Genomic DNA, 25,814 nt, shown 5'->3' with positions numbered 1-25,814 from the left:
ACGAAGAGAGGTACAAAAATTATTATATAATAACAGAATTATTTAATTACATTTAATTAATTTGTGATAATCAATAATCCTAAACCCTTTTTATTAAAAATCAATAATGAGTATTCAGGTTGATATTTTCAATCATCTCAAATCTACTAGAAACGACTCTTCTTTAGTTTCAGAATTATCTGATTTACTGTCAGTTAGCATAGATAGCGTATACAGAAGACTGCGAGGTGATACAGACATTACACTGGATGAATTATCCAAAATTTGCAACCACTTTAATATATCTATAGATTCTTTCCTTTGTAAAAATTCTCAAAAAGTAGATTTTCATCAGGCTTGGGGAAACGGTGAAGAGTTTAATTACACCTTATATCTTGAAAGAATTAAGGGTGAGATGGAGGTTTTATCAGATATTCCTAATTCTCGCCTATTCTACTCAAGCAAGGATATACCGATCTTCTACAATCTGCTAATTCCGGAACTGGCAGAGTTTAAAGGCTTTTTCTGGGAAAAATCCGTAGCACAACTCCCACATCTGCGACAAGCTCAGTTTAGCTCCAAATCGATAGATGACAAAAGACTAAAGCTTGCAGAGGAAATTCTGAATTATCATAATACTGTAGAAACCTCAGAGCTTTGGAATGATGGCGTGCTTAACAGCACCCTAAACCAAATTCAGTTTTATAATGACTCGGGGTTTTTCACCAGTGATGATGACTTTATTGTTCTATTGGAAAAAATGAAGGAACTCATTGATCATTGTGAAATACAGGCTGAGATAGGCTGCAAGTTTAAGTTTAATGAAGATAGTGACGGATGCAAAAAGAACTACAATCTCTATTACAGCGATATACTGATTGGCGATAACACCATAATCTTGGACATTAACGAACAAAAATCAGTTTATAAAGCGCATAATATTATTGATAACATAGTAACACACCACCAACATTTCTGCGAACGCACGCTACAAATGCATGAAAAGTTTCTTTCTACAGCCACGTTGATAAGTAGCACTAATCAAAGGGAGCGGGTAAGGTTTTTCAATCGCCTTAGAAAGAAGGTGAATGCCCTGGAAAGACTAGCAGTGTAGGAATAGAAATGGGCACCAGCGATGAGCCGGCGCCAGCAAAAATCTTTAAATGGATCTTAATTTTGATTCTCAGCAAGCTCCTGCAGCTTGTTTAAAGCTTTAGGCCAGGTAGCCTTGAAATCATCAGCAAAGTCTTCTGCTACATCAACTTCTATATGGACAGTGGTAACTCCATCATGCTCGTTGAATCTATATTTTTCCATTCCTCCGGTCCATTTTTCCACTTCCTCTCCTTTCGTGATCTCGGTTTCACCATTTAATATGCCATAGTGACGAATGGACACAAAACTGAAAGGTACATTATCAGCAATTTCTGAAACCATACCGCCTTTGTTGCCTTCATCATCTGTGCCTATAAAATAGATCTTAGACCCCTTGTCCCAGCTACCTTCATAAGTTGAGGTTGGGTTAAACTCAGCGGCCCATTGCTCATAGGTTTTAATGTTCTTAAGCCCCAGCATAGTGTCATAGGTCTTCTCCGCAGAAGCCTTGATATCTTTTTTAAATTCTAATGTTTTCATGGTTAGAGTATTTAAGGTAGTTTATTTCAATACTAAATTACCTATTTAAACTTCCATGCCTGAGGTGTGATAACGACATTTGGAGGGTGTGATGTTGCATCATTGATAAGCCTTCCGCTCAAACTCAACAAAATAATTTAAAAAAACAACCAGATGCAACTTCAGAAAGCTTATGTACTAAACAAACTCTTCAAACACCTTAACCTCCATGGTATCTTCATTGAATCGATTCTTAGGATTTTCTTCATAATCTAGCCAGAGGGTATTTTTTATATAGAAGTCCTGCCATTTTCTATCTTTTTCATCCCCTATAGAAATCAACTCTTTTCTGGAAATAAATGATTGAATGAAAATTGAGGTCTTTTTATACCTGCCTTGAGTAACTGTTCTTTTAACAAGTCTATGATAACGAATCATTTTAGTATAAAAGAGATAAAAAGCTAATGTTGTCATTAACAATGGTAGACTAATGAAAAGCACCCAAGAAGGGTCTTGATTTACCAATGATAATAGCACACTGAAAAATAAGGAAAAGCAAATGACTATAGCCAACAAGATCAATACAGGAAAATAGGGCTTAAGCTGAAGTCTTGTAAGGTTGTGCATTTCCATGAAGCTATCTAAAAATGTAGGTCTTCTAAGAGATTTCCTAACTTCTGAGATCACTTTTTCACTAATAATTTTCGGCTCAGTATGTCGATCTAGAAAATGCTCAGCCTCCTCTTTGTTACTAAATTCATCAGCGTTTTTCCACTTCACATCATCAGATGCGAGTTCACTAATTGTCTTGGTAGAAACAGTAGTCTGTACAACATAGCAGCTATTAACATTATCTCCCTGTTCTACAGTTTGTCTAACAAGTCTATAGTAGCGTTTATGTTTATTTTTTAAAAGCCTAAAAACACCTTTGATAACCAATGTCGCGGGGATTATGGCTATTGCTAAAGGCAGTAAAATGAAACGAGTCTCTGCGATAGCAACCCCAAATATTACGCATGAAATTGGGGCCATTACTAAGAAATCTACCAGCTGTCTACGCTTTGCGGCATGACTTTCATTGGTTTTATCAAATCGGTAAGGTGGGTGGATAGATTGTTTTATATTGTTAATCATATGCTAGATCTACAGCAAAGGTTATTTTACTCCAATGCTACTCTGTAAATGCCATTTTCAGGAATCACAATCACTCCTTCATCATGCAGCATATCAGCTACTTTCCTTTAAAGAATGTGATAATACCGGATGAAATCCTCTTTAAAAGACAGATTTAAAAACTGACCTAGTATAATTTTCATTAAAGTAATTCCTATTCAATTCCAATATATTAATCAGCTGTGGTTTATACAATTCTGCCCTCTCTTTTAATATCCCCTGATCAGCAGTAGTGAGTTTTGGAATGTCTAAATGAGTGATTTACCTAAACATTGAAGGAATGGATATAATAGAAACACAAGTATCATATAATGATTGACTTACCATTTTAAAGACAGGGTAATGAAAGATATCCCCTATTCGTTTTGAGAATATTATTGGATATTGAACCTAGTTTAGAATCGAATGTAACATTACTTTTTATTGATTTTTCTCAATTCTTCCAAATCTTTTGCATCCACAGAGCGAGCCAGTGCCAATTTCGACCTTATCAAATCTTGATATGAAATAATTGTAGCCTGATTTTTACCCAGATTATAATTGATGGCATTTTTAAACACCTTATAAAATTCGGACTTAGAGTACCCTTTAATCTCAGGTAGCAATTCTAGTTTAAAAGGCTTTTCTGTTATCCTTAAATATGCCCTTTCTGGATGAAAAATAATCGATTTCAATTCTTTTCTATTGTTAGGCTGAATTGCCGACAGCGCATCGGTTACCCTACTGAAGTTTTCGGTGGTGGGGTTATACCAAATATCAAAATCAAAAAGTATACCTTCTGGTAGATTCTCAGATCGTCTGTGGTAGCCCATAAATATTTACAGCTGTACCTCCCACAATCATATAATCCACTTTCTTTTCATTGAAGAAACCTATTACTGTGTCTAGGTACTCCAAACTTGTATTGAAATTATATTTAGGAATGGCTTATAAAATCAGATGGTTTTATTATCAGATTTACTTGACTCTGTGTTTAGATTCTTACTCCTCAAACGCTTAAATGAATTAACGAAATTTGTTTGATCAATAATCTCCTGATCAGATAGTTTTCTCTTGACTCTATCTGCCTTTAATTCATCTATGGTAGCAAAAACTTCTACTTTCATAATATATAAAAATATGCATTAATAACTGTATTATCAATCTCAAAGTTCATTAGCATTCATTGCCCTTTCAAAATCTTCAAAATCCGATTATACATCATTTCCGATAAGCTCCAGTTATAGCCATCAAAATTCACGGTGTTTGTAAACTGGATCACTACGGCATCAATGTCCTTATGGTATTGAGCAATGGTTTGGTAGCCAGGAATAAGGCCGGTGTGCTCATATTTGTAGATGGACGTATATATCTCTTGCTCCTTTTTATCTGTAAATACAGAACCATCATTCAATGCCCGTATAAACGTGCCCAGGTCATCGGCGGTAGCCAGCATAAGCCCGTTATCATCAGTTTTAAGATCGTTATCATAGCCTACATAATAGCCGCTCATTATGTCTTCTAAGTTTACATCCTTAATGGAGCCATAGGTGTGGGTTAAGTTCAGAGGATTAAGAATATTTTCTTTGATATATTGAAATTTACTGGCCCCCGTTACTTTTTCAATCAGCATAGAAAGCAATAGGTAGTTGGTGTTGCTATATTCAAAATCAGAGTCAGGCTCAAAATTAGCAGGCTGATCCAGTACAAGGTCAAGCCGTTCCTTATCACTCTGTTTCGGGTGCATCCAGTAATTTTGGGTATCAGTGAAGTTAGGGATGCCACTTCGGTGCTGAACCATCATTTTTATCGTGATCTTATTGGCATTTTCTATTCTACCGGCTAGCTCTGGGAAGTAATCTGCCAAAGTTTTATCTAAAGACAATTGACCGCTGTGTACCAGCTTGGCTATTGACAAAGCTGTATAAAGCTTACTCACACTGGCTATTTTGAATAAGGAATGAGGATCCGCCGGTTCCTGAGTTGCTCTATTTTTGTAGCCTGAGGTATAAAATGCCGGTGCGCTACCTCCTTTGTCTACATATACTATAATGCCATCGAAACCATAATCTGCAGCTTTATCTACTTGCTCCTGAACTGTGTCTGGCAATGGTGAAATCCAGGCGATTACAATAGGCCAGGGTACAAAGTATAAGGAAATGACAGTACTTACGAGCAGGATAACTCTAAAGACGTTTTTTGATGCTGATTTACTCATTCAATCTGATATGAAAGCGTGTTTAAACTTTCAATTTTACAAATTGCAGCTGAAAATGCAAAGTTTAGAGAAGTGGTAATAAATATACTATAGATATGGATTATGAGTCTAGAAAGTCGGATTCATAACTTTTAGCATCGGAGGCAGTCCCTTTTAGTTCACATATTGTTCATATACATTTCTTGTGAGCAATGTGAGCAGCGGGTATGTTTGCGGCTATGAGAAGAATACTACTTTTTGCTTTAATGCCTGCTTTACTGTTTAATTGCCAAAATAAATCGAATGAGAGCACTAATGATGATCAAATGGATTTTGCTGAAAATCAGGTAATTGCCCATAGAGGGGCTTGGAAAAAGAAGAATTTACCAGAAAATAGCATAGCTTCCCTCGAAGAGGCTATCCGCCTGGGATGCACGGCCTCTGAATTTGATATCTGGATGACGGCCGACAGTATTTTAGTGGTTAATCATGATAAAGAGTTCTTCGGTCATATTATAGAAGAAAGTACATATGATTCTTTGAAGTCATACAAACTGACTAACGGTGAAACCATTCCCACCTTAGAACAGTACTTGAATGCCGGTATGCAGCAGCGGTCCACTCGACTTGTCTTAGAAATAAAACCATCAGTAATAAGCAAAGAAAGAGGAATTACTACCACTGAGAAAGTAGTAGCAACAGTAAAACAACTTTCTGCAGAGCCATGGGCCATGTTTATCAGCTTTGACTACGATATAGTTAAAAAACTGACCGAACTAATGCCAGCTGCAGAAGTAGGGTACTTGAATGGTGACGTTGCTCCTGATCAACTACACGCTGATGGAATAAATGGCCTTGATTACCATTTCTCGGTATTTGAAAAACATCCTGACTGGGTCAAACTGGCCAAAGACCACCAGGTATCATTAAATAGCTGGACAGTAAATGACACTACCGTTATTGATAACCTGCTGAGGCAAGGATTTGATTATATTACTACCAATGAGCCGGAGCTAGTTTTTGAGAGAATAGAATTGATGGAGGAAGAGTCTCTTTAGACTCTTTTTGCTATACTTACCTTAGCTTGAAAAGTAACTTTTTAAGCAAAACATTTTCTGATGGCGTGACTCAATTTATCTATAGCCAGGTTGATCCTGTTTCTCTCCTCTTCTTCAACATACTGTGATGAACAAGAAATCAGAGATGGAATAATGTCCATTATAAGTTTAACAACAGCTTTTGGCACTTCGTCCCTACTCCTTAAGTGAAAAGCTAAATCTTGCAAGACCTGCAATAATTCATTTAGCTTTGTTTCGTCGCAACCTTTAAGATACCTAAGCTGCATAACGAAGCTATCTTCCGAAGATAATAAGCTATTCAATTTATACGTTAGCGAGGCGATATCGCCAGTCTTTTCTGCAATCTGCTCAGCATCAGTTAACAGATGTTTGTATTCATCTCCCTTGTTTCCAATAACAGCTAAAATACCATCGACCTTCACTTTTTGACCTTTTTCAACTTGATAAAGCATGGTACCATGATCATAGCTCTCTAATTCCATAGTGGCCTTATCCGTTTCAATCTCTGCTAAAATGTCACCTTCCTTAAAAGTATCACCTACCTCAACAAACCATTTGGAAACTATTGCATCTTCCATTTGATCAGACATTCTGGGCATTCTGATTACTTCGGCATTTTTAGATCTTCGGTAAGAATTATTAGAGGAATTGAAAATTTTGTAAAACATTTAGTAAAAATTATTTGATAGCCTTTTAATCACTATGCATTCCAATATGGATTGTCTCTAATAATAAGCTTCTTTATAAAATCAACAACTTCCATGTAGTTATCAATTCCTATCAGCTTATCATATACTTTATCTCCATCATCATCCTTTCTTCCTGTATAGATGAGAACCGTTCCCGAAAAATCCTGAGGTTTATATAATACCTCTTTTATAGAATTATAGTTGATAGTCTTTACCTCTTCTTGAAAAAATACGGTTACGTTTTTAATATGCACTCCTTCCTGATCAAGGACATAATATATTTTAGAGGAAATCCTGAGATAGTGATAAATGAAATATATTCCCCCTGCGATAAAAGCATAGCTCATATAAGGAGTGGGCAAAATGTCAAAAACAAGGGTTGCAACACCTGCTACAATTGAAATGATTGGCCACTTCAAATGATTGGATAAGTAGGTGATTTTGTGAGGTCTTAGCTGATAATATATATCCGATTGATCTTCTAAGTTCAAATACTTAGGGCTAAAATAACTATCCTTATCATTAATTTTATGAATCAGCTGCCCTACAGCGATAAGAATAAGTGCACCACAAATTAAAGGATAAAGTATATTGGCTTTTTTCACTTTACACGCATTATAACTGGCAAAGTCTAAATAAGTCCCATGTTTGGGAGATTTTGCGGCACATACCTTATATACATTATAGCTTTTGCCGAATGAAGGGTATATAGTTGATGAATTGCTCTTATCTAAATATAAGGTAATAGAATCTCCAACCTGCAGGTTTTCAACGTTTTGCTCGATATAAGCATTAAGAGAACATTTTGTAAATTCGTAATAGTCACCATATCCTGCTAAGTTTACACGAATAAAATCCTCACTTTCATCATGAACTCCTGATTTCGGACTCTCCGACAGAACACCATTTATTTTAGTTGTGTTTTCAATATTCTTTGCCTCGGGTGATCTTGTGGTCATAAAGAATACCACACCTATGATAATCAGGAAAATCGAATCATATAATTCGCTTATTCTTATTTTCTTCTTTGTATGATTCATTAAGGAGTTAATGCTAGACTAATCAACAATTTTCCTTGTGACATTAATTTAATTGGCATTGATAAGGCTCAATTCTCATAAATCTATGATTAAACATGACAAGAGACATTACAAATGGCAAAAAATTAGGTGTGGCAATGGAATTAAGACGCTGCGAAGCTCATATCAACTTCTACCTCAATCATTTCTAGCCAAAATTTTCTTCTTCTCAGCTTCAAATTCCTGTTCAGTTAGCGCACCATTATCTAAAAGCGCTTTGATTTTAGACAATTGATCATATTTGTCGGGTCCAGACTCAGAATATAGGCAGCCCTCAATTTCACAGGTCTTGATCGCGTTTTCTACATCAATACTATAGTTCACCACGTCACCTGCGGCAATTGAAAAGTACACTCCTTTATAATGTTTCTGATCGTACCTCTTAATTTTTTTGATGGTAACAATCTGCCCGGCCAGATCGGCTCCAAGTCGGTTTGATTCTCCGTCCGCTATGATACCCCTGCCTCCAATGCTTACATAAACAAAATTACCATTGGTATCAGAACCCCTTAATAGCTTGATCTCATCACCTACTTTATAGGTTATTCCGTTTAATGCTGTATACTCGTCTAATTTCTCAACTCTTTGAGCATTAGTCAAATTGAACGCAAGAATGCCAATAAGCAATAGAATGATCTTTTTCATAACAAGAAAATTTAATGATTGTGAATAATAATATTATTCCAACAAAAAATATTCCAGAAATTTATCTTGTGCATCTAGATGATGCAATCAGGATAGCATTACGGTTAAAAAATTCTACTCCAACTTCACAAGCTCCTCTTTAATTTCATCTATTAGCCAGTCTTTCCACTCTGCGCGTGCAATGGGTATTTGAAGGTTTTCCACAATTGTTCCATCCACCACGATCTGGGTATGAGGGAAAGTCTTTACACTAAAAGTTTTTTTCACTTGTTTAAACCCACCTGCTGGGTAAACGGGAAAACCAAAATCTCCATGCTTTTGAAAGTATTCCTTAACTTCTTCAGACGTTGATGGTGTAATAGATATGAACTGCACCTTTTCTTCCTCTCTAAAATACTCTGTGATTTCTTTCATAAACTCCTCTTCCTGCCGACAACCTCCGCACCCCACAAACCAATAATTAATGACAGTCACTTTGTTTTTTAAATCGGAAGAATTGAACTGCACACTGTCTAACGAATAGAGAGATAGATCGGTGAGTTGAGAATTGACTTCAATGCCCCCCTTTCTAAAATCATCTGGGAATTCTCTTTGACCAAAAGAGCAAAAACTTAGAAACAGGCATAGTGTTGTTAGGGTTAATTTCATTTTGAGTAATTGAGTTTTATGGTTATTTAAGCTTATTTCATTTTGAATAACCCTATGATTCACTTAAGAAATGGTTCTGACCCTAACCATAACTCTTTCACATTAAACAACCCCACCCTGCATCATTTGGGCTGACGTAATAGCATTTTTATTCACTCTTTTTCAGCTTTACAGTACTGTCAGAATTACGTAATTATAGAATAAAAGTTATGTTTAATATTATTTTACTGTCAATAAATGTCTCTTTTCAACAATACATACCGTGGCAAATGGAATACCATAACATGTATCATTTAAGCACTAGAGTACTCGGGCTGTAATGAAAGAGGTTGTATCAAAAGCAATTTTAAATGTTTTAACGTAACATTTTGTAAGCTTTAAGGTATGAGTATTACTTACTCTTTGACACAACCTCTTTGTATTATAATATCAATTTAACTTATGGCTTCATCAATCAGATCTTTCCATTTCTTTATGGCCTGCATTTCTCCATAAAGCTCTATGTTATCACTCTCATTGCAGAATTCTAATTGAATATCAGCTTTACCGTTAATAGGTATGAGTTGCAAGGCCAGTTTTTCTATAACCGTTTGTGTTTCATTGTTAAACTTGACCACCCTACCCTTATTGATGATGGTACATTTCTTAAAATCATTAAGGTCAACGCTAATTTTGGTATAATCATTAGCCTCTCTCTTAACAAAGAATATAAAGTTTTTAGGCTCATCGCACCCGATGGCAAAATTAAAAAATGTCTCAAAATGGCTAATTTCAGTACCATGTTCTGAAGCCATTTGTCTAAGTGTGTTTAAAAGTTTTTTAGCTGACCTTTTTGTATTTCTAGAACTTAGAATAAAAGGCAAAAAGCAAAGCATGAGTATAAAAACGCCGAATATGACGCTTCCAATATTAATTTCCATTGTAATATTATTAAAATCGTAAATCTATTTATTGCATCATGCGCCTATTTACGCAATGAGCATGTGAGGACTTACAATGGATTACCAGAAATAGTGGAATGGAAAGAGCCGATCTCTCTTTTTTAGCTTAATGAAATGATTGAGGCTAAGATTACAATATTTTGTAATCGAGCTTTTAATGATCAGTTCATCAGCATGGCAGAGGGTGGCTTTGGCAAAATTGCTTTTCAGATCGGGAGCCGGCAGATCACCTCCTCCATTGAGCTCACCTGAAAAAGTATGACATAAGACACCAGTAACTACAGAATCGATCTGAGCTGTGCCCTTAAAATTGTCCTGTGGGGAGAAGTTTTGATATGACATCCCTACCGCAAGACCGTAAAAAGTCAGCAGTATTGATACCGATAAAAACCGCACTATTGCTCCCATGATACAAAGGTAATTAGAAAAACATGTTGTTAGGAACAATTGGTAAACATATGACAAAGATCCGCAGATTACGAAGCTTAAATAGCTTGAGTCGCTCCTCTGCAATGGCCAAGTGACTGGTCTTGCAAATTGTCCTTTTGCCTTAAAACCTTGATTTTACTCCTGCCACTAGACCAAAATGCTAATAATTTTCACCTGCCTCCAGCCGCTTAATTATTTCATCAAAAATCTCTATTTTTTGATCCTTTGAAATGGCATAACCTGCAGGCGAACCCTCTTCAACACCCCAGGGAACAATGAAATCAAAGTCTAGCTTCTTCATTGTCTCAAGGCTATCCAGATATGCAGAACGATCACCATCACTAAGTAAGACGGCTTTCCATTGACCATTTTGAACCCAAATTGAATCTCCCGGGAAAAGAAAACGATATTCACCATTATCCCAAAGAAATGAAGTAGTACCCTGCGTATGACCAGGTGTTGGTACAATCGTCAGATCACCCCCTATCTTTTCTTCTTTTCCATATGTATTTGTAATTGGCATATTGACTTTTGGCCTATCATTTTCATGGATCCATATAGAAATATCAATATCTGGCTTTCCAAACATACCCTCATGATGATGATTTAAAAAAAGACCACCAGAAACCCCCTTCTGATCTAATTCCTGCGAAGTTTGACTAATTCCTGATGAATTATAAATAATGACATTCCCATCAGGACGTTCCAAAAGATAAGAACGAACTATCACATTGTCTACGTAAGGTAAGGGAGACACAGGGGTAGCATAAAGCCCATAATCAGAAGATTGCAATTTTTTTGAGCTAGCATCAAAATAAAGATTCTTGTCCATTCTAAGGGTGATTGTTAGTTGAAATAGATTGCTTAACTATAAATACACTAACACTGTTAAAGATGTTCCGTTCATCAATTACTAGCTGTGAGGATCGTAGTGGTTTCGCTCCGTGTTAATAAAACAGTCGCTGACTTAAGCCGAGCGACTGTATAATAATTCACTTTTAGCTAAGTGTATCTGTTAAAGGCAGAATTACACCTTCAGTTCACCTTCTACGCCTAAGTCCTGCTTTTCACCAGTAATTACTCCTAGGCCCATTTTGAATAAGGTGGTCAACTTTCCGTTTTTGGTATCCCAGTAATAGGATGATTCAGGCACTACTTTGATCGCTGTCACCTTAGGGTCTTCAGGGCCATCAAACCAGGCATCATCAGAACTTTGATAATACTTTTTGATGATATCAGTATCCGTTAGAATAGTGGCATGCCCAAAAAGTGCGAGGTATTCCATGCTTTGAGGCTTCGAATATATCAGCTGTATAGCATTATCCTTTTTTATGTAGGAATTATGTTCACTATCGCCATTGCTAAGGAACCAAATATTGCCGTTATCATCGACGTCCTTTGTGCTCATGGGAACAATATGTGATGGTTTACCGCCTAAATTAGTATCCATCATGGTAAAATCTATTCCTTCAACCAGCTCTTTTAATTTACTAATTGCTTCTTTATTGGTTAAATCTTTATGACTCATTCTCCTTCGATTTAATGGTTTGTAACCGTTTCAAATTCATACTAGCCGGCTATTCACTAGTGGCTATAGATTGAACCATTTAAAGAAGAAGTTAGTTTTTAAGAATTTAAAAGGAACAGGTTGACAGCGACTCTTCCATCAGCGAGATCAGATACTCAGAGTTCTCTTCGAGCAACTCTGAGTGGGGGAAATTGAGCAAAGTTAATTCATCTTTTCTTTGATTAATTTTAACAAGTCCATATTCTTATTTTTTACTTTTTTCATCATGAACCCTACTCCACTATTTGAAATCAATATATTTTTATTAATTCCGTCTTCAATAAAATGAATTTTCACCCAGGTATTGTCAAAATAAGAAATTAGGGCTTTTTTATAAGTTGCTAATTCTATATTTATGATGTTTTCTATTGAGATATGAAAATTTCCACTTTTATTAATTCCGTCATACTGTGGTTTATCCTCAGTTCCACAATTATAAAACTGTAGATTGTCATCAGATAGGATAAGTCTACCGATATTTTCAAAAATCACTGGAAAAATATTGTTTCCAACCATAACACGAGGAAAATCATAAAGTCTGTCAGAAACATCAAGTTCGTGCATGTTTTTCAGAATTTTTCTGTTTTTCTTAACTTCTTTAAATTTATCTAAGTGCTCCTCTGAACTGATCCATATATCTTCAAATCTTTCCATTCTAAAATATTCTTATAATTATAAGTATTCCCTTTATTAACATTGCTGTCGATAGAGCTTGATAGCCACTTTTTCTAGGAATGTAATTAAAGAGTACTATCCTCGCCCCCTCTGGTGCAAACTTATAATGACCATTATATAAAAATTTGCTACTTAATGCCGGGTTGGTGACACAATAATAGTCATTGGAAAGTTGATAGTCGAAAATTAAGAGCAATAGAGTAACTCTGAGTAGGAAAAATTACTTGGCTGCAACTTTATTATAAAACTCTTTCTGATCTATTCTCAAGTCAACGTAGGCACTTTCCAATTCATTAACTTAATAATTTCAATAAAAAATATCACATGAAAGATGAAATAATATCAAACCTTTACATTTATTGGTTAGCAGTTGGCATCTGTTATAATAAGACTATTTCATTTTTCCTTGATCATAGTTAGCTCTCTCTTGTTGCCATGAGGATCATACCCTGAAAGTTGCAAGAAATCAGATTGGATAGAGATGATAGAATAAGATACAATATCTTTCTTGTTGTCATTAAATAAGGAATACTCATGATAAAAATAAAGACGATTTTCTTTATTCTTTTCTAAAAGTTTCCAGGTTAAGGTGCCAAATTCTTGATCTTCGCTCTGCCATGATGAATTATCTTCGTTCCAATATCTTGGCAAGTATGATCCGTTACTTAGCAGTTCAAACCCCTGCTCATAATTCCATAGAAAATCGTCACCTCTCTTAATTTGCAAATCCCACTTTCCCGCCAGGTCTGGCTTATCAATTGTATCATTCTCTGTGCATGAGATTATTGACAATAATATTGCTGAAAATATGATGTTAACTTGTGACATGTTCTTTCATTTACTGGGTAGTTTTTTTGTTGAATATGGCCCTCCATAACTTGGCTGAAACTTTATTATAAAACTCCTTCTGTTCTATTTTCAATTCAATGCAGACACTTCTGAATGCCTTAACTTAATAATTTCAATAAAAAATATTACATGAAAGATTAAATAATATCAAACCTTTATATTCTACTAGTTAGCGGCACCAGCGGCGCTTGTGCCGGATTTAATGACAGAAATGTAAAATTTGACATTTAATACCGTGTCGGAGATACTAGTAATCATTGGAAAATTCGGGGTTGAAGACTACGAATAGCAAGGGCTTTTAATTTCCCTTTACAAACTCATTGGGATCAAACCCATACATAAATTTATTTAGCTGTCCATCTGAACTTTCTAGTCCCACGATGTCCATTAACTCTTCAATGTATGTACATACTCTCTCTATCTTCTGTGTCCAGTTGCAAGTAAACGTTATCGAACCTTGAAAGACCAATACCAATCTTCTCCTGGTATTTTTTATCAGTTGGATGCCCTGATTCCGACACACTTCTAAAATCGACCGCGATACTATTTACTTTCTCGGTAAGCATTGGTCGCATTTTTTCATCAGCTATTCCTGGATAATAATTTTCCTCAACGAACTTTTTCTTAGTAATGAATTCTTCGAACTTATCTGCATAGCTTTCAGCCGTTTTCATATCAGTAGAGTTTTGTTTGCAAGCAAATACAGCTAAAAGCAAAACCAAAATTTTAACGTATTTCATTGTTTTCTAAAATAGATTTGAGCGTCAGGGAAATTACGAATATAATCTATACTCTTCAGACTAATAGACTATAATTCTTAGAGATGCCAGCGGGGGTTACTTTAACATCAACAGGATCAGATACTCAGAGTTCTCTACGAGTAACTCTGAGTAGGAAAAAGCTCAAAGCCCCATCCTGAGGACTACTATCACCATATCACGACTAAGAAAGAAAGGGTATCAAAGTATGCTGAATTATTACCTAAAACTTCAACCAGAGATTCAATGAACCGCCCGGTACGAGGACCGTACGCCGGGTGGTGTGAGAGGCGCACTCTGGCTCAATTTGAGTCAGAGCCGTCTACTCGATTAGGCTTCGTTTTTATTGTTTTTCATTATTCTATTCAACCAAATTTCAATTCCGTTACCATATTTCTTATTCAGGAATATCGCTGTTGGAACGATAATTAGTTGAATCAACGTGAAAATAAATTCAAGTTTTGACCAATTGCCATCATTCACATAGGTTAACGGGTCTAAAAACTCAAAATCAGGATTTAGCACTAATTTTAAGAATAAAACAAGTATTAGTGCTGGGAGCGAAAAGAAAGTAAGATATCTTAAAACTTTAGCAACAATGCTTACTGTTTTTTTCCTTGCGGCAATTAAAGCCAAATATTTTTCTCTGTAAACACCTCCAAAAGTTTCTTCAAATATTTTTACTAGCTCAATATCTTCTTTTTCCTTGTCGCCAACTTTTTGCAAACGGTTCATCAATTCTTCTAAATTGATTTCGTCAAACAAATTAGAAATATAATAGTCAACGTCATATTCTTCATTATTAGCGGATTCGGCTAAGGTTATGACTTTATCAATAGTTTCAAGTTCCTTTTCGGAATATTGCTCTTCGAAGGCATTTGAGTAAACCATAAATTGCTTAAATACTTCAATATAGTCGGCACTAATTTCTGTTCTATTTGAGATTGTTCTTAACAGTTCTGTTGGTAAAATGCATACGCTCTTGCTATTGTCTTCATTTATTGTCCGAATCTTTCCATCAATCTTTAGGGTAGTGTTATCTGTTGTGATTAGCCAATATTTAATATCATATAAGTTGTAAATATTTGATTCTCGGAGGCCTTCGATATATAGTAACAACTTTGATATATGGTCTATCCTTGAACTGGTTTTCTCGGTACTTGAAAGTTCACTTAAAAGGGTTTCAAGTTTATCTTTTGAATAAGTAATTCTCTGATCGTCTCTATCAACTAAGTTAGGTCCAATGATTGATTTCAGTTTTATTAGAACATTATTGAAATGAAGACTGAAATCTTCTCTATTGACAATTCTTCCTTTCTTTTTAAGTCGAAGATATAGTTCGACTGTATCGTTTTTTTTGTTGCTTATATCATTCAGTTTTAACAAAGCTTTGTCCGAATGATTTAGAAGTTTTGAAACTCTATCAATAAGGTTCTTAATATTAACCTGAGTTTCAGTGATGGTTGAATTATGGATAATGAATTTTACCCCTTCTATTTTATTTAAAATGTTAACTAACTCAAGAGCTCTATGCTCTCGTAATTCATTGTCAAAACCAAACAACCTAATAATGAAAGAACTATCTAAATAAAAAACCTTGTTTTTATATGTTTCATTTAAAGTTTTATCAATATTGGGGTTGTAATGGAGCTGGAGAAAATCGAATATTTTGTAGAGCAAAACTCGCAATATCTCGTTGAAATCTGAACCTGAAGTAAGAATCAGATTATTGTAAATTCCGCAATCTTCATCATCGTAATGCCCATTTTTATCGAGAATTAATATACTTTCAAGTTTGTTTGCATCCTTTGACGTAATGAGTTGTTTTAGGAAACTTAAGTTTCTTTTAAACAAGGTTGTCAATAGTATTTCCTTAACGATTTCAGCCTTGTCAATTGATATGTTATTTGTCTTAAGAAAGTTAACAACATAAGAATCTAACTTGTCATAATAATTTTTGTATGAGCTTAAGTTATCGTAATGGATTTTTTTAAGTCGAAAGGGAGTGTCAATTCCAAAGTCTTCTGGAACTTCAAAGTAAGATTTATAGGAATCTTCGTCTACTATTTTTTCTAAGGCTTCGGGCTTAATAGAAATGCCTATTTCTTGAAGTTTTTGAGAAATTTCAAAGAGATTCAAAAAGCTATTTCCATTATTAATGAAAGTGTCTACAACTAGGGAAAAATGAGTGTTGTTAGACTGTTTATTGTTCAGTTTGGAGAACAAAAAATATAGCCTTTTCTCTTTGATATTTTCTTTATTCATTCAGTTTCTTTTAATGAAGCTTAACATCCGAGTATAGACAATACCCAATACCCAGATGAAAATTCTTTAAGTCATTAATTATCAGAATTATAGCCAGTTATAAATACTTACAAACGTTTATAAACATTCAGCATCAGATAATTCCCAATCCCTTAACTTAATAATTTCAATAAAAAATATCACATGAAAAACGGAATATTATTAAACCTCTTAAATCCCACACCCGCTAATTCCCCAATCCAAACCTAAGGAGGAGATCACTGGGCTCACGTATGGGATGTCGAGAGAGAGGCCTCTAAGGATGAGTAGGGTGCCCATGATCAGGGCTAGTGATGGGATGATATATTGGGAGGAAATGGCCTTTTGTGTTTTTATCAGGGTAAACAGTTTGGTTATGCCCAGCATCATGGGCCAGGTGCCGAGGCCAAAGCCCAACATTACCAGTGCTCCGCCTTCAATGGTGCCGGTGGCTACACTTACGGAAAGTACCATGTATACCAAGCCGCAGGGTAGCAGGCCATTCAGCATGCCAATGATCAGGTAGGTGAATAGGTTTTTGGTTTTCAGCACCTTCTGCAACTGTCGTCGCAGGGGCTGTATGATGCGCTGGTGCATAGGTGTTTGCAAAAGCTTGTGCTGGTATCTGGGGAATAGGGTGAAGAGTATTACCACCACGCCCATGGCTATGGAAAGGCCCTGCTGCCAGCCAAATACGGAGAGTCCGCGGCCCATAAAGCCAAAGGCTATGCCCAGAATTATGTAGGTGATCAGTCGGCCGCTGTTATAGAAAAGCTGCTGCAAAAAGTTACGCTGGCCATTTACCGCCATGGACAGTGGCCCACACATAACAGCACAATGTACGCTGCCTAAAAAACCGGCTAAAAATCCTGATACAACCCAACTCTGCATGGCATTCCGTTTAGATGATTATAGTTTGCTCTTCGTAGTATTCTTTACCGTTCTTATTCCAGTTGATCTTTAATGTCCACTTACCTTTCTGAAAATCAGACAGATCAAAGCCCTGCTGCCCATCGTCGTTTAATCTAAGGATGAACTTCTTGTCCTTCGTAGCATCTGAAGGTCTGAAGAAGTGCACTTCACCCTGGCTAATGTCATTATTGGCCATACTTAATGATAAAAACCCAGCCTCTTTATTGAATAGCACCTTCAGCTGTTCATCTCCCAGCGCTTTGGTGTTTTTAATCCTTTCAATCTGTTTTTGATAGGCTATCTCCTGCACATAATAGTCCTGTGCCACCAAACTCACGTCCTGCTTCATACTGATAGTAACCAGCGTAGCAATCAACCCCACGAAGCCGACAAATGCGATTATTATTATTGTGTTCCAGTTCATTTTTTTTTATTGGTTATTGGTTATTGGGTTATTGGTTGTTTGATTCTTTTTTCTGTTATCTAGTTGGTTATTGAGTTATTGGGTTATTGAGTTATTAGGTTATTGGTTATTAGTTATTGGTTATTAGTTATTGGATTCTCATATCTCACGTCTCACATCTATTTACTCTATACTATTTACTAGTTGGTTATTGGTTATTATGTTATTCGTTATTTGATTCTTTTTCTAATATCTATTTACTCACTACTCGTTGCTAGTTGGTTATTGAGTTATTAGTTATTTGTTATTGGTTATTGGATTCTCATATCTCACATCTATTTACTCGATACTATTTACTAATCATCTCATATCTCTTGTCTCACAGCTCATTACTCACTTCTTATTCCCCATTTTCATTGGGCCTAGGAATTTGGTTTTGGTGGTTTCTAGGAGGTTGCCGTTTTTGTAGATGCCTATTTTTAGGGTGGTGGTCATAGACTCTAGTTGGGTGGCGGGTATTTTAATGAAGTATACTCCTTCGGCCAGGCCGTTTTGGGGTACTTTTTGTTGGCCCTCTCCTACTTTGGTGATGATGGCTTCGGGCATGTTGAGTACTTTCAGTTCCAGGGTGATGTCATCAAAGGTTTTGTTTACAAATTGGATATTGTACAGGTTGCTGATGAAGCCGTCGTCTGTTTTTTGGTAGAGCTGTCCTGGTACTTTCAGGATGGTGGTTTCTATGTCGGACCTGGTGGCTAGTGAAAAGCCTAGTATGCCGAGCAGTAGCACCAGCACCACAGAATAAGCGGCCGCTCTTTTGGTGAATATCTTTTGGCTTCCTTCCTCTATAGATTCATGTGAGGCATAGCGGATCAAGCCTTGGGGTTTGTTCACCTTAAGCATCACCTCATCGCAAGCGTCGATACAGGCGGTACAGTTCACGCATTCCAGCTGGGTGCCATTTCTTATGTCAATACCTGTAGGGCAGGCATGTACGCACAGCTTACAGTCAATGCAGTCGCCTTTTGGAGTTTCCTCCACTTTCTTTTTCAGCTTTCCTCTTGGTTCACCCCGCACCCAGTCATACATTACGGCTATGGATTTCTTATCTAGCAGCACACCCTGCAATCGTCCATAAGGACAAACTGCCACGCAGGCCTGCTCTCTAAACCAGGAGAATACTCCATAAAATATCGCCGTAAAGGCCATGAGCCCCATAAATCCGGCCCAGTGCTCGCTGGGTGGCTGGCTTACAATGTTTATTACTTCTTCTATGCCTATCAGGTAAGCCATTACGGTATGTGAGATAAGTAAAGAGATAATAATGAAAATGGTGTGTTTTGTGAGTCTCTTACTGATTTTCTCGGCTGTCCATGGAGCTTTTTTCAACTTTCGCTGTTGGTTGGCATCGCCTTCTATCAGGTATTCTATCTTACGGAAGACCATCTCTAAAAACAGGGTCTGCGGACAAGCCCAACCACACCATATTCGTCCAAAAATTACTGTAAAGAGAATAATGAAGACGAAAAAGGTGATGAGCAGCAAGGCCAGTAAGAAGAAATCCTGGGGCCAGAAAGCCTGGCCCAGGATTACAAATTTGCGTTCAAAAACATTGAGCAACAGAAACGGACGGCCACTGATCTTAATAAACGGACCGGCGAAGAGAATGCCCAGGAGAATAATAGTCACCACGATCCTTCTTCTGTGGTAGTTGCCCGAAGGCTTCTTCGGGTATACCCACACTCGCTTGCCTTCCGCATCTACAGTAGCTATGGTATCTTTGAACTCTTCGTCAAACTGATACAGCTTATCCAATCCTTCCTGCTGACTCATCTTTTTTTGTATTTATTTATAGACTGGCTTCTACCGTAGCTAAAGTATCTACTGCCACGCCGGCCGAATCTGTAGGGCTTTCCAGTGTTTCTACCTCTTCGCCGCCTTCATAGATTTCTCCTTGCGGTGCTTTAGCATCCGGCGGGTTAGATCCGCCCATGCTTATCACGTAAGAGGCTACATTTTGCAGCTGCTGTGGTGAAAGTAATGGCTCCCAGGAGATCATTCCCTTTTCAGGAACACCGTTTTTGATGGTAGCAAACACATGATGAATACCGCCGCCATGCAGCCAATACTCATCCGTAAGGTTAGGGCCTATGCCCCCACCACCATCTGCACGGTGGCAAGACTCACAGTTGTTTTTAAATATCTGCTGCCCTTTAGCCAGCGAAGCAGCATCAGTCATGAGTTCTACATTGTTCTCATCAATTACGCTGGCTGGCATACTGGCCTGACGAGCCAGGGCGGCTTCTTCAGCCTCACTCATGGCCATCTCATATTCCTCAGCCGGCAGTGGCATAGAATCAAACACATGATACACACCCAAATAAATGATGGCGAATACTATCGAAACGTAGAATATACCTTTCCACCATGGCGGTAAATGGTTATCTAACTCCCTGATTCCGTCATAGTTATGATCTAATATAATGCTTGCCTCTTCTTCTATCGGCACGGCATCATTAGCTTTGGTGAGGAATCTGGCCCACCAGCCTTGGTTGCTTTCTTCTGGTAGCACCTCTCCTCTTGCCTCAGCCTGTCTCTTGGCCTGGTCTTTCACCATGAACTTGAGCAGCTTCAAAATCACCATAGCCACCCTAAGAACTATCAGGGACGTGATAAACACAAAAGCTATGACAATGTAGAAGTATACAGTATTAGAATCTGATCCTGCTGCACTTTCCTGAGCCCAGGTCTGCTGGGCCGTGAGCAACATCATCAGTGTGATCAATGGCTTTTTTAACATATTTAATAATTTGCTCATGATTCTTCTGGGTTTGAGGTGGACAATGTGGCGTCATCAACTGGTAATTGCTTCATTTTGGAGATGTAGCCTTTATCTGCCTGTATTACCCAAAGGATAAGACAGAGAAAAAAGATGAAGAAGATGGCCAATGATATAATCGGCCAGACCTCTACGTTATGTACTTGTTCGAAATAATGCTTAAACATGATCTTACTGGTTTGATGCTTCTAATGATGGAGTGTCTTTGACTTTGATGTCTGTACCCAGACGCTGCAGATAAGCGATTAATGCTACTATTTCAGCATCAGGCACTACTTCTACATCTTCTATTTGCTCTTGTAGGTTTTTCACTATCTGAGCCGCCTGTTCGTCTAGCACATCATTGGCAATCTCTTCATAACCTTCTTCATAAGGCACTCCCAGCTTGCGCATGGCCGCTATTTTACTGGCTGTAGTAGTCTTGTCTATTCGGTTTTCGAACAGCCACGGATAGTTAGGCATGATAGACCCACTAGATACCGAAGATGGATTCAGCATGTGGTTATAATGCCAGCTATCCAGGTACTTACCACCTTCTCTATGAAGATCTGGTCCGGTTCTCTTAGATCCCCACAAGAATGGGTGATCAAAAACAAATTCACCAGCCTTAGAATATTCGCCATAGCGCTCAGTTTCAGATCTGAATGGTCTTACCATTTGCGAGTGACAGCTTACACAGCCTTCTCTTATATACAGGTCTCTACCCTGAAGTTCCAGCGGTGTGTAGGGTTTAACACTGCTTATAGTAGGCACATTACTCTTGATAAGGAAGGTAGGTACCATTTCTATGACACCACCCATAAGAATGGCTACTACGGTAAGCACAGTAAATAACACAGGCTTTCTTTCCAACACACTATGCCAGTGACCACCTACATGCTTTTTATGTTTTTCCAAAGGAGCAGCAGCTGCTTCTTCATTAGCGATAAAGCTGCCTTGCTTAGCAGTTTGGATAAGGTTATAGCTCATTAAGATAGCTCCTACCAGATACAGACCACCACCAATGGCTCTTAGCATGTACATAGGAAGAATTTGAACCACAGTTTCAAGGAAGTTTTTATACTCAAGGAATCCTTCAGGGTTAAACTCTTTCCACATTAAGCTTTGAGTGACCCCGGCCACGTACATCGGCAATGCATAGAAAATGATTCCGAGCGTACCAATCCAGAAGTGAACATTGGCAAGTTTAGTTGAGAACAGTTTGGTACCCCACATTTTTGGCACTAACCAATATAGCATTCCGAAAGTAAGGAAGCCATTCCAACCCAAACCTCCTACGTGCACGTGAGCAATAATCCAGTCAGTAAAGTGTGCTATGGCATTCACGTTTTTCAGCGAAAGTAATGGCCCTTCTAAAGTAGCCATACCATAAGCGGTAACAGCCACCACCATAAATTTCAAAACAGGATCTTCACGCACCTTGTCCCACGCTCCTCTAAGCGTAAGCAAACCGTTGAGCATACCACCCCAGCTTGGAGCAATAAGCATGATAGAGAATACAGTACCTAATGATTGTGCCCAGTCAGGTAATGAGGTATAAAGTAAGTGGTGCGGTCCGGCCCAGATATAGATGAATATTAATGACCAGAAGTGAATGATAGATAGTTTATAGGAATAAACCGGTCTGTTAGCTGCCTTAGGCAAGTAGTAATACATTAAACCTAAGAAAGGCGTAGTAAGGAAGAATGCCACAGCATTGTGCCCATACCACCATTGTACAAGAGCGTCTTGCACGCCCGCGTACCAGCTATAACTTTTCATAAAGCTTACAGGCAGCTCAAAAGAGTTTACCACATGCAGTACTGCCACGGTAACAAACGTGGCTATGTAGAACCAGATGGCCACATACATATGCTTCTCTCTTCTTTTGATAATGGTACCAATCATGTTGATACCAAACACTACCCAGATCAGCGTAATGGCGATATCTATAGGCCACTCTAACTCAGCGTATTCTTTAGAAGTGGTATAACCTAATGGCAATGATATGGCTGCTGCCAAAATGATGAGCTGCCAGCCCCAGAAGTTAATCCAGCTGAGGGCATCAGAAAACATTCTGGTTTTAAGCAGTCGCTGCATCGAGTAATACACCCCAGCAAACATGGCGTTACCCACAAAGGCAAAAATCACGGCATTGGTATGCAGTGGTCTTATTCTACCGAAAGTGGTGTAGGGAGTATCAAAATTAAAAATAGGATAAAATAGCTGGATGGCAGCCGTGAGACCCACCAGCATACCGACGAGTCCGAAAACAACCGTAGCTACAATAAAAGCCTTCACGATCTTATTATCATAGCTGAATTTCTCAAGTTCCATAAGCGAAGTTTTGTTACAATATTTTGACGTTGTGAAAGTACTAGCTCCGGCTAACCTATAAATTGATGAAGGTTAGACCGGAAATTGATTTTTATCAGTTTTTAAGAGCCCCAGCTTCTGGAGGTCTCATTGGCACAAGTCCAGAGCACTGAAGGTCCGCTCTGAAGCACCCTTTCGGTAATGAAATAGTTGTTGCTTAATGAAGGCTGATGGTACAAGCTGTGTATAGACATGGCCACCACATCGGCATCTACCTGATCATAATAATGGATGATGCCGTCTTCGATATTTTCACTATTGCATACCTTAAAGGTGAAGTCATCGAAGTGATGAATTTCATTAAAGGCCTTAAGCTGCTTTTCAATTTGGGTATCTGGAAGCCAGGTGTCTCTGGTGTTTACTTTAAGAATATGAAGCTTAGCACCTGTAAGTTCTATCAGCTGCTTGAGCTGTGAGGTGATGAACGTATGCGTAGTGCGCAGATCAGTAGCCAGTACCACATTCTTGATATCAGACAGCTTCATAGGAGCTTTAACCGTAATCACCGGACAATCTGTGTAGCGAACAATACGCTCCGTGGCTGAGCCTCCCAGCATTTCGTCCATTTTCTTATAATCCTTTGATCCTAAGATGATTAAGCCTACTTGCTTATCTCTGGCAAACTTCACTACCTCTGCTCCTGGCAGGCCGGCAACGATGGTGTAAGATGCCTTTACGCCATTCTTTTCTGCCTTTTTCACCAACCCAGACAGATGCTGTGAGGTGACATTTTTTACAGAATCGAGAAAATCGATTTTCACACCCTCCACAACCCCTTGATAATCAGGTACATTAATCACGTGGAGTAACAGTATATTCGAATGCTTCTCCTTAGCTATTTCTATGGCTAAATCCATAGCGTGCTTAGCGTAATCGGAGAAGTTTACCGGCACCAATATGGTATTTAATTTAGCTTTCATGGCTATGTTGTTTTGGTATAACTTTAATTCAAAAGAATACCATAATAGCCTCTAAATGAATGATGGACAGGGGTGTAGAGATATGATTATTATCAGGATAAAACGGCCGATCCAAATATTTATAATTATTTAACCTGCATCACTGAGTTAAAACCTATTTTTGGTTTAAGATTGATACCCAAATAGCTGATCCATATGAAAAATATTGCCATTCTTCTTTCCTTGCTGTCATTATCAAGCCTGGCTGCAGCCAAAAACATCAAGGGCAAAGTATATGTAGATCAAAACCAGAATATGCAATGGGACAAAGGAGAAAACCTACTTCCCAACATCCTTATCTCCAACGGTCGAGATATAGTGCCCACCAATGAAAAAGGTGAATATAAGATCGCATATATTGAAGGTAATCAGGTATTTATCATCAAACCTTCACAGTACATCTCTCCCATGATTGATAATAGGCCACAGAATTACGCACCAGCGGCGGCCCTTGAAGCGGGTTCTTATGATTTCGCTCTCATCGACCATCCGGAATCTCCTAATATGACGGTAGCGCTACTAGGCGATCCACAGGTAAAATATATCGATGACGTCCATAGCATGAGCAAAACGGTAACTGATGAGCTTGCAGGCCAGGAACTGGCATACGTAGTGCCCCTGGGAGATATCACCTTCGATAGTCATGACCTCTTCCAGCCTCTGGCAGAAAGCCTTGGACTAATTGGGGCTCCCGTCTTCTATGTCATGGGCAATCATGATCAGAACTATGATGCTGCTCAATTTAACGATAGGGATAAAAACTTTGAGAACTACTTTGGTCCATCTTACTATGCCTTTGAGTTTGGCAAAGATCTGGGCATCATCGTGAATAACATTTACCCTCTGGAGGGCACTGGTTATAAAGGCATGCTTGATGAAGATCAGTATACCTTTATCAAAAACCTGCTGGCTATCACTGGCAAAGATTACAGATATGTAAGGATGTTTATGCACATTCCGCTAGAGGAAATGGAGGACATGAAAAGGGTGATTGACCTTTTTAAAGGTCGTAAAAATGTACTGGTAGTAACGGGGCACACGCATACGCAGTACCATAAAGATTTTAAAAGAGCCGGTGAGCCAGATATTCATGAGCTGGTGGCAGGAGCTACTTGCGGATCTTGGTGGAGCGGACCTCGTGATTTGCAAGGTGTACCATCAGCCATAATGAACGACGGCTCACCAAGAGGCTACTGGTTTTTAAACACTGCCAATGAAACCTTTAGATACAAGGCTTCAGAGAAACCAGCTGATTATCAGATGTCTATATTAACTCCTGAAATCAATATCTGGGACACCACCTTCAATGAGTTTGATCCTCAGCATATCTATGTGAATGTATTCGCCGGCTCGGAAGCTACTAATGTACAAATCACTTTTGATGGAGAAAACTGGACCGAGATGTCGAAGTATGAAGGCATGGACCCAACCGTAAAACAAGTCTACTATCTCCAGCAGCAAGGCCGCTTTGACAGCAACAAGATCTCAAAAATGTGGGAACCAAAAGTGAACAGCGACCACCTATGGAGAATAGCCATCCCGGAAGATCTAAAACCTGGAACTTACCTGATAAGAGTTAAGGCTGAGGAAAAGGAATTTGGATTGGATGCTGTGGGGATGGGGGTTTTGGTTATTGGGTATTGAGTTATTGGTTATTGGTTATTGAGTTATTAGTTATTGGTTATTGGGTTATTAGTTATTGGTTATTGGGTTATTAGTTATTGGTTATTGGGTTATTAGGTTATTGGGTTATTGGTTATTG

General features: G+C 38.0%; 26 protein-coding genes and 1 pseudogene. 3 read left to right on the top strand and 24 right to left on the bottom strand.

Annotated features, from left to right (window positions below; all coding sequences use genetic code 11):
* Positions 1–106: 106 nt before the first annotated feature.
* Positions 107–1,093, top strand: coding sequence for a helix-turn-helix domain-containing protein (locus LVD16_RS14850; protein ID WP_233769054.1), 987 nt, complete (start codon positions 107–109; stop codon positions 1,091–1,093).
* Between the two features lie 56 nt (positions 1,094–1,149).
* Here LVD16_RS14850 and LVD16_RS14845 read toward each other — a convergent pair whose 3' ends face one another.
* From LVD16_RS14845 to LVD16_RS14825, 5 genes are all read right to left on the bottom strand, one after another.
* Positions 1,150–1,614, bottom strand: a complete 465-nt coding sequence (locus LVD16_RS14845; protein ID WP_233769053.1) for an SRPBCC domain-containing protein — start codon at positions 1,612–1,614, stop codon at positions 1,150–1,152.
* A 177-nt stretch (positions 1,615–1,791) separates the two neighbouring features.
* On the bottom strand, positions 1,792–2,727 hold the full coding sequence (locus LVD16_RS14840) for a hypothetical protein (protein ID WP_233769052.1): 936 nt from the start codon (positions 2,725–2,727) through the stop codon (positions 1,792–1,794).
* Positions 2,728–3,179: 452 nt separating this feature from the next.
* Complete coding sequence (locus LVD16_RS14835) at positions 3,180–3,578, bottom strand: hypothetical protein (RefSeq protein WP_233769051.1); 399 nt, start codon at positions 3,576–3,578, stop codon at positions 3,180–3,182.
* A gap of 123 nt (positions 3,579–3,701) precedes the next feature.
* Positions 3,702–3,872: a hypothetical protein gene (locus LVD16_RS14830; RefSeq protein WP_233769050.1), complete on the bottom strand. Its 171-nt coding sequence runs from the start codon at positions 3,870–3,872 to the stop codon at positions 3,702–3,704.
* Between the two features lie 56 nt (positions 3,873–3,928).
* Entirely contained in the window at positions 3,929–4,963 is a 1,035-nt protein-coding gene (locus LVD16_RS14825; protein ID WP_233769049.1) for a serine hydrolase domain-containing protein, read from the bottom strand.
* Between the two features lie 218 nt (positions 4,964–5,181).
* On the opposite strand from LVD16_RS14825, the gene LVD16_RS14820 reads away from it, so the two are divergent.
* Entirely contained in the window at positions 5,182–6,000 is an 819-nt protein-coding gene (locus LVD16_RS14820) for a glycerophosphodiester phosphodiesterase (protein ID WP_233769048.1), read from the top strand.
* A 41-nt stretch (positions 6,001–6,041) separates the two neighbouring features.
* On the opposite strand, the gene LVD16_RS14815 is transcribed toward LVD16_RS14820, so the two are convergent.
* From LVD16_RS14815 to LVD16_RS14725, 19 genes and pseudogenes are all read right to left on the bottom strand, one after another.
* The gene (locus LVD16_RS14815) at positions 6,042–6,689 is read right to left on the bottom strand and encodes a biotin/lipoyl-containing protein (protein WP_233769047.1); all 648 of its coding nucleotides are present in this window, start codon (positions 6,687–6,689) and stop codon (positions 6,042–6,044) included.
* A 32-nt stretch (positions 6,690–6,721) separates the two neighbouring features.
* Positions 6,722–7,750, bottom strand: a complete 1,029-nt coding sequence (locus LVD16_RS14810) for a YdbT family protein (RefSeq protein WP_233769046.1) — start codon at positions 7,748–7,750, stop codon at positions 6,722–6,724.
* Positions 7,751–7,927: 177 nt separating this feature from the next.
* Positions 7,928–8,434 (bottom strand): SHOCT domain-containing protein, encoded by a 507-nt coding sequence (locus LVD16_RS14805; RefSeq protein ID WP_233769045.1) that lies wholly within the window; start codon positions 8,432–8,434, stop codon positions 7,928–7,930.
* A 114-nt stretch (positions 8,435–8,548) separates the two neighbouring features.
* Positions 8,549–9,082, bottom strand: coding sequence for a TlpA family protein disulfide reductase (locus LVD16_RS14800; RefSeq protein ID WP_233769044.1), 534 nt, complete (start codon positions 9,080–9,082; stop codon positions 8,549–8,551).
* Positions 9,083–9,516: 434 nt separating this feature from the next.
* The gene (locus tag LVD16_RS14795) at positions 9,517–9,876 is read right to left on the bottom strand and encodes a hypothetical protein (protein WP_233769043.1); all 360 of its coding nucleotides are present in this window, start codon (positions 9,874–9,876) and stop codon (positions 9,517–9,519) included.
* A gap of 207 nt (positions 9,877–10,083) precedes the next feature.
* The gene (locus tag LVD16_RS14790) at positions 10,084–10,431 is read right to left on the bottom strand and encodes a hypothetical protein (RefSeq protein ID WP_233769042.1); all 348 of its coding nucleotides are present in this window, start codon (positions 10,429–10,431) and stop codon (positions 10,084–10,086) included.
* Between the two features lie 181 nt (positions 10,432–10,612).
* Entirely contained in the window at positions 10,613–11,284 is a 672-nt protein-coding gene (locus tag LVD16_RS14785; RefSeq protein WP_233769041.1) for an MBL fold metallo-hydrolase, read from the bottom strand.
* Between the two features lie 195 nt (positions 11,285–11,479).
* Entirely contained in the window at positions 11,480–11,980 is a 501-nt protein-coding gene (locus LVD16_RS14780; protein ID WP_233769040.1) for a pyridoxamine 5'-phosphate oxidase family protein, read from the bottom strand.
* 201 nt (positions 11,981–12,181) lie between these two features.
* A complete protein-coding gene (locus LVD16_RS14775) occupies positions 12,182–12,673 on the bottom strand; it encodes a hypothetical protein (protein ID WP_233769039.1) in 492 nt (163 codons plus the stop codon).
* A 417-nt stretch (positions 12,674–13,090) separates the two neighbouring features.
* Complete coding sequence (locus tag LVD16_RS14770; protein ID WP_233769038.1) at positions 13,091–13,522, bottom strand: hypothetical protein; 432 nt, start codon at positions 13,520–13,522, stop codon at positions 13,091–13,093.
* A 319-nt stretch (positions 13,523–13,841) separates the two neighbouring features.
* Positions 13,842–14,217, bottom strand: a pseudogene (locus tag LVD16_RS14765) (DUF4844 domain-containing protein).
* 414 nt (positions 14,218–14,631) lie between these two features.
* Positions 14,632–16,566 (bottom strand): hypothetical protein, encoded by a 1,935-nt coding sequence (locus LVD16_RS14760; protein ID WP_233769036.1) that lies wholly within the window; start codon positions 16,564–16,566, stop codon positions 14,632–14,634.
* Positions 16,567–16,776: 210 nt separating this feature from the next.
* Positions 16,777–17,475 carry a sulfite exporter TauE/SafE family protein gene (locus LVD16_RS14755; RefSeq protein ID WP_233769035.1) on the bottom strand — a complete coding sequence of 233 codons (699 nt, stop codon included), beginning with the start codon at positions 17,473–17,475 and terminating at the stop codon, positions 16,777–16,779.
* A gap of 10 nt (positions 17,476–17,485) precedes the next feature.
* A complete protein-coding gene (locus LVD16_RS14750) occupies positions 17,486–17,920 on the bottom strand; it encodes a FixH family protein (protein ID WP_233769034.1) in 435 nt (144 codons plus the stop codon).
* A 372-nt stretch (positions 17,921–18,292) separates the two neighbouring features.
* Positions 18,293–19,732 carry a cytochrome c oxidase accessory protein CcoG gene (gene ccoG / locus LVD16_RS14745; protein ID WP_233769033.1) on the bottom strand — a complete coding sequence of 480 codons (1,440 nt, stop codon included), beginning with the start codon at positions 19,730–19,732 and terminating at the stop codon, positions 18,293–18,295.
* Between the two features lie 16 nt (positions 19,733–19,748).
* Positions 19,749–20,717, bottom strand: a complete 969-nt coding sequence (locus LVD16_RS14740) for a cbb3-type cytochrome c oxidase N-terminal domain-containing protein (protein WP_233769032.1) — start codon at positions 20,715–20,717, stop codon at positions 19,749–19,751.
* Positions 20,714–20,905, bottom strand: a complete 192-nt coding sequence (locus LVD16_RS14735; protein WP_233769031.1) for a cytochrome C oxidase Cbb3 — start codon at positions 20,903–20,905, stop codon at positions 20,714–20,716. The genes LVD16_RS14740 and LVD16_RS14735 overlap by 4 nt, the downstream gene beginning before the upstream one ends.
* Before the next feature lie 4 nt (positions 20,906–20,909).
* A complete protein-coding gene (gene ccoN, locus LVD16_RS14730) occupies positions 20,910–23,054 on the bottom strand; it encodes a cytochrome-c oxidase, cbb3-type subunit I (RefSeq protein WP_233769030.1) in 2,145 nt (714 codons plus the stop codon).
* A 101-nt stretch (positions 23,055–23,155) separates the two neighbouring features.
* Positions 23,156–24,013, bottom strand: a complete 858-nt coding sequence (locus tag LVD16_RS14725) for a universal stress protein (RefSeq protein WP_233769029.1) — start codon at positions 24,011–24,013, stop codon at positions 23,156–23,158.
* A gap of 195 nt (positions 24,014–24,208) precedes the next feature.
* Between LVD16_RS14725 and LVD16_RS14720 the strand changes: the two genes are divergently transcribed.
* A complete protein-coding gene (locus LVD16_RS14720; RefSeq protein WP_233769028.1) occupies positions 24,209–25,696 on the top strand; it encodes a calcineurin-like phosphoesterase C-terminal domain-containing protein in 1,488 nt (495 codons plus the stop codon).
* The last annotated feature ends 118 nt before the right edge of the window (positions 25,697–25,814 follow it).

The sequence above is a fragment of the Fulvivirga ligni genome (genome assembly GCF_021389935.1).
Taxonomy (GTDB): Bacteria; Bacteroidota; Bacteroidia; order Cytophagales; family Cyclobacteriaceae; genus Fulvivirga; species Fulvivirga ligni.
The sequence above is the reverse complement of the archived record's forward strand: the minus strand, read 5'-3'. Positions and strand labels throughout refer to the sequence as shown.

Coding starts and splice junctions, on each gene's coding strand:
- LVD16_RS14850 (WP_233769054.1), top strand. CDS start 107: ATGAGTATTCAGGTTGATATTTTCAATCATCTCAAATCTACTAGAAAC.
- LVD16_RS14845 (WP_233769053.1), bottom strand. CDS start 1,614: ATGAAAACATTAGAATTTAAAAAAGATATCAAGGCTTCTGCGGAGAAG.
- LVD16_RS14840 (WP_233769052.1), bottom strand. CDS start 2,727: ATGATTAACAATATAAAACAATCTATCCACCCACCTTACCGATTTGAT.
- LVD16_RS14835 (WP_233769051.1), bottom strand. CDS start 3,578: ATGGGCTACCACAGACGATCTGAGAATCTACCAGAAGGTATACTTTTT.
- LVD16_RS14830 (WP_233769050.1), bottom strand. CDS start 3,872: ATGAAAGTAGAAGTTTTTGCTACCATAGATGAATTAAAGGCAGATAGA.
- LVD16_RS14825 (WP_233769049.1), bottom strand. CDS start 4,963: ATGAGTAAATCAGCATCAAAAAACGTCTTTAGAGTTATCCTGCTCGTA.
- LVD16_RS14820 (WP_233769048.1), top strand. CDS start 5,182: ATGAGAAGAATACTACTTTTTGCTTTAATGCCTGCTTTACTGTTTAAT.
- LVD16_RS14815 (WP_233769047.1), bottom strand. CDS start 6,689: ATGTTTTACAAAATTTTCAATTCCTCTAATAATTCTTACCGAAGATCT.
- LVD16_RS14810 (WP_233769046.1), bottom strand. CDS start 7,750: ATGAATCATACAAAGAAGAAAATAAGAATAAGCGAATTATATGATTCG.
- LVD16_RS14805 (WP_233769045.1), bottom strand. CDS start 8,434: ATGAAAAAGATCATTCTATTGCTTATTGGCATTCTTGCGTTCAATTTG.
- LVD16_RS14800 (WP_233769044.1), bottom strand. CDS start 9,082: ATGAAATTAACCCTAACAACACTATGCCTGTTTCTAAGTTTTTGCTCT.
- LVD16_RS14795 (WP_233769043.1), bottom strand. CDS start 9,876: ATGGCTTCAGAACATGGTACTGAAATTAGCCATTTTGAGACATTTTTT.
- LVD16_RS14790 (WP_233769042.1), bottom strand. CDS start 10,431: ATGGGAGCAATAGTGCGGTTTTTATCGGTATCAATACTGCTGACTTTT.
- LVD16_RS14785 (WP_233769041.1), bottom strand. CDS start 11,284: ATGGACAAGAATCTTTATTTTGATGCTAGCTCAAAAAAATTGCAATCT.
- LVD16_RS14780 (WP_233769040.1), bottom strand. CDS start 11,980: ATGAGTCATAAAGATTTAACCAATAAAGAAGCAATTAGTAAATTAAAA.
- LVD16_RS14775 (WP_233769039.1), bottom strand. CDS start 12,673: ATGGAAAGATTTGAAGATATATGGATCAGTTCAGAGGAGCACTTAGAT.
- LVD16_RS14770 (WP_233769038.1), bottom strand. CDS start 13,522: ATGTCACAAGTTAACATCATATTTTCAGCAATATTATTGTCAATAATC.
- LVD16_RS14760 (WP_233769036.1), bottom strand. CDS start 16,566: ATGAATAAAGAAAATATCAAAGAGAAAAGGCTATATTTTTTGTTCTCC.
- LVD16_RS14755 (WP_233769035.1), bottom strand. CDS start 17,475: ATGCAGAGTTGGGTTGTATCAGGATTTTTAGCCGGTTTTTTAGGCAGC.
- LVD16_RS14750 (WP_233769034.1), bottom strand. CDS start 17,920: ATGAACTGGAACACAATAATAATAATCGCATTTGTCGGCTTCGTGGGG.
- ccoG (WP_233769033.1), bottom strand. CDS start 19,732: ATGAGTCAGCAGGAAGGATTGGATAAGCTGTATCAGTTTGACGAAGAG.
- LVD16_RS14740 (WP_233769032.1), bottom strand. CDS start 20,717: ATGAGCAAATTATTAAATATGTTAAAAAAGCCATTGATCACACTGATG.
- LVD16_RS14735 (WP_233769031.1), bottom strand. CDS start 20,905: ATGTTTAAGCATTATTTCGAACAAGTACATAACGTAGAGGTCTGGCCG.
- ccoN (WP_233769030.1), bottom strand. CDS start 23,054: ATGGAACTTGAGAAATTCAGCTATGATAATAAGATCGTGAAGGCTTTT.
- LVD16_RS14725 (WP_233769029.1), bottom strand. CDS start 24,013: ATGAAAGCTAAATTAAATACCATATTGGTGCCGGTAAACTTCTCCGAT.
- LVD16_RS14720 (WP_233769028.1), top strand. CDS start 24,209: ATGAAAAATATTGCCATTCTTCTTTCCTTGCTGTCATTATCAAGCCTG.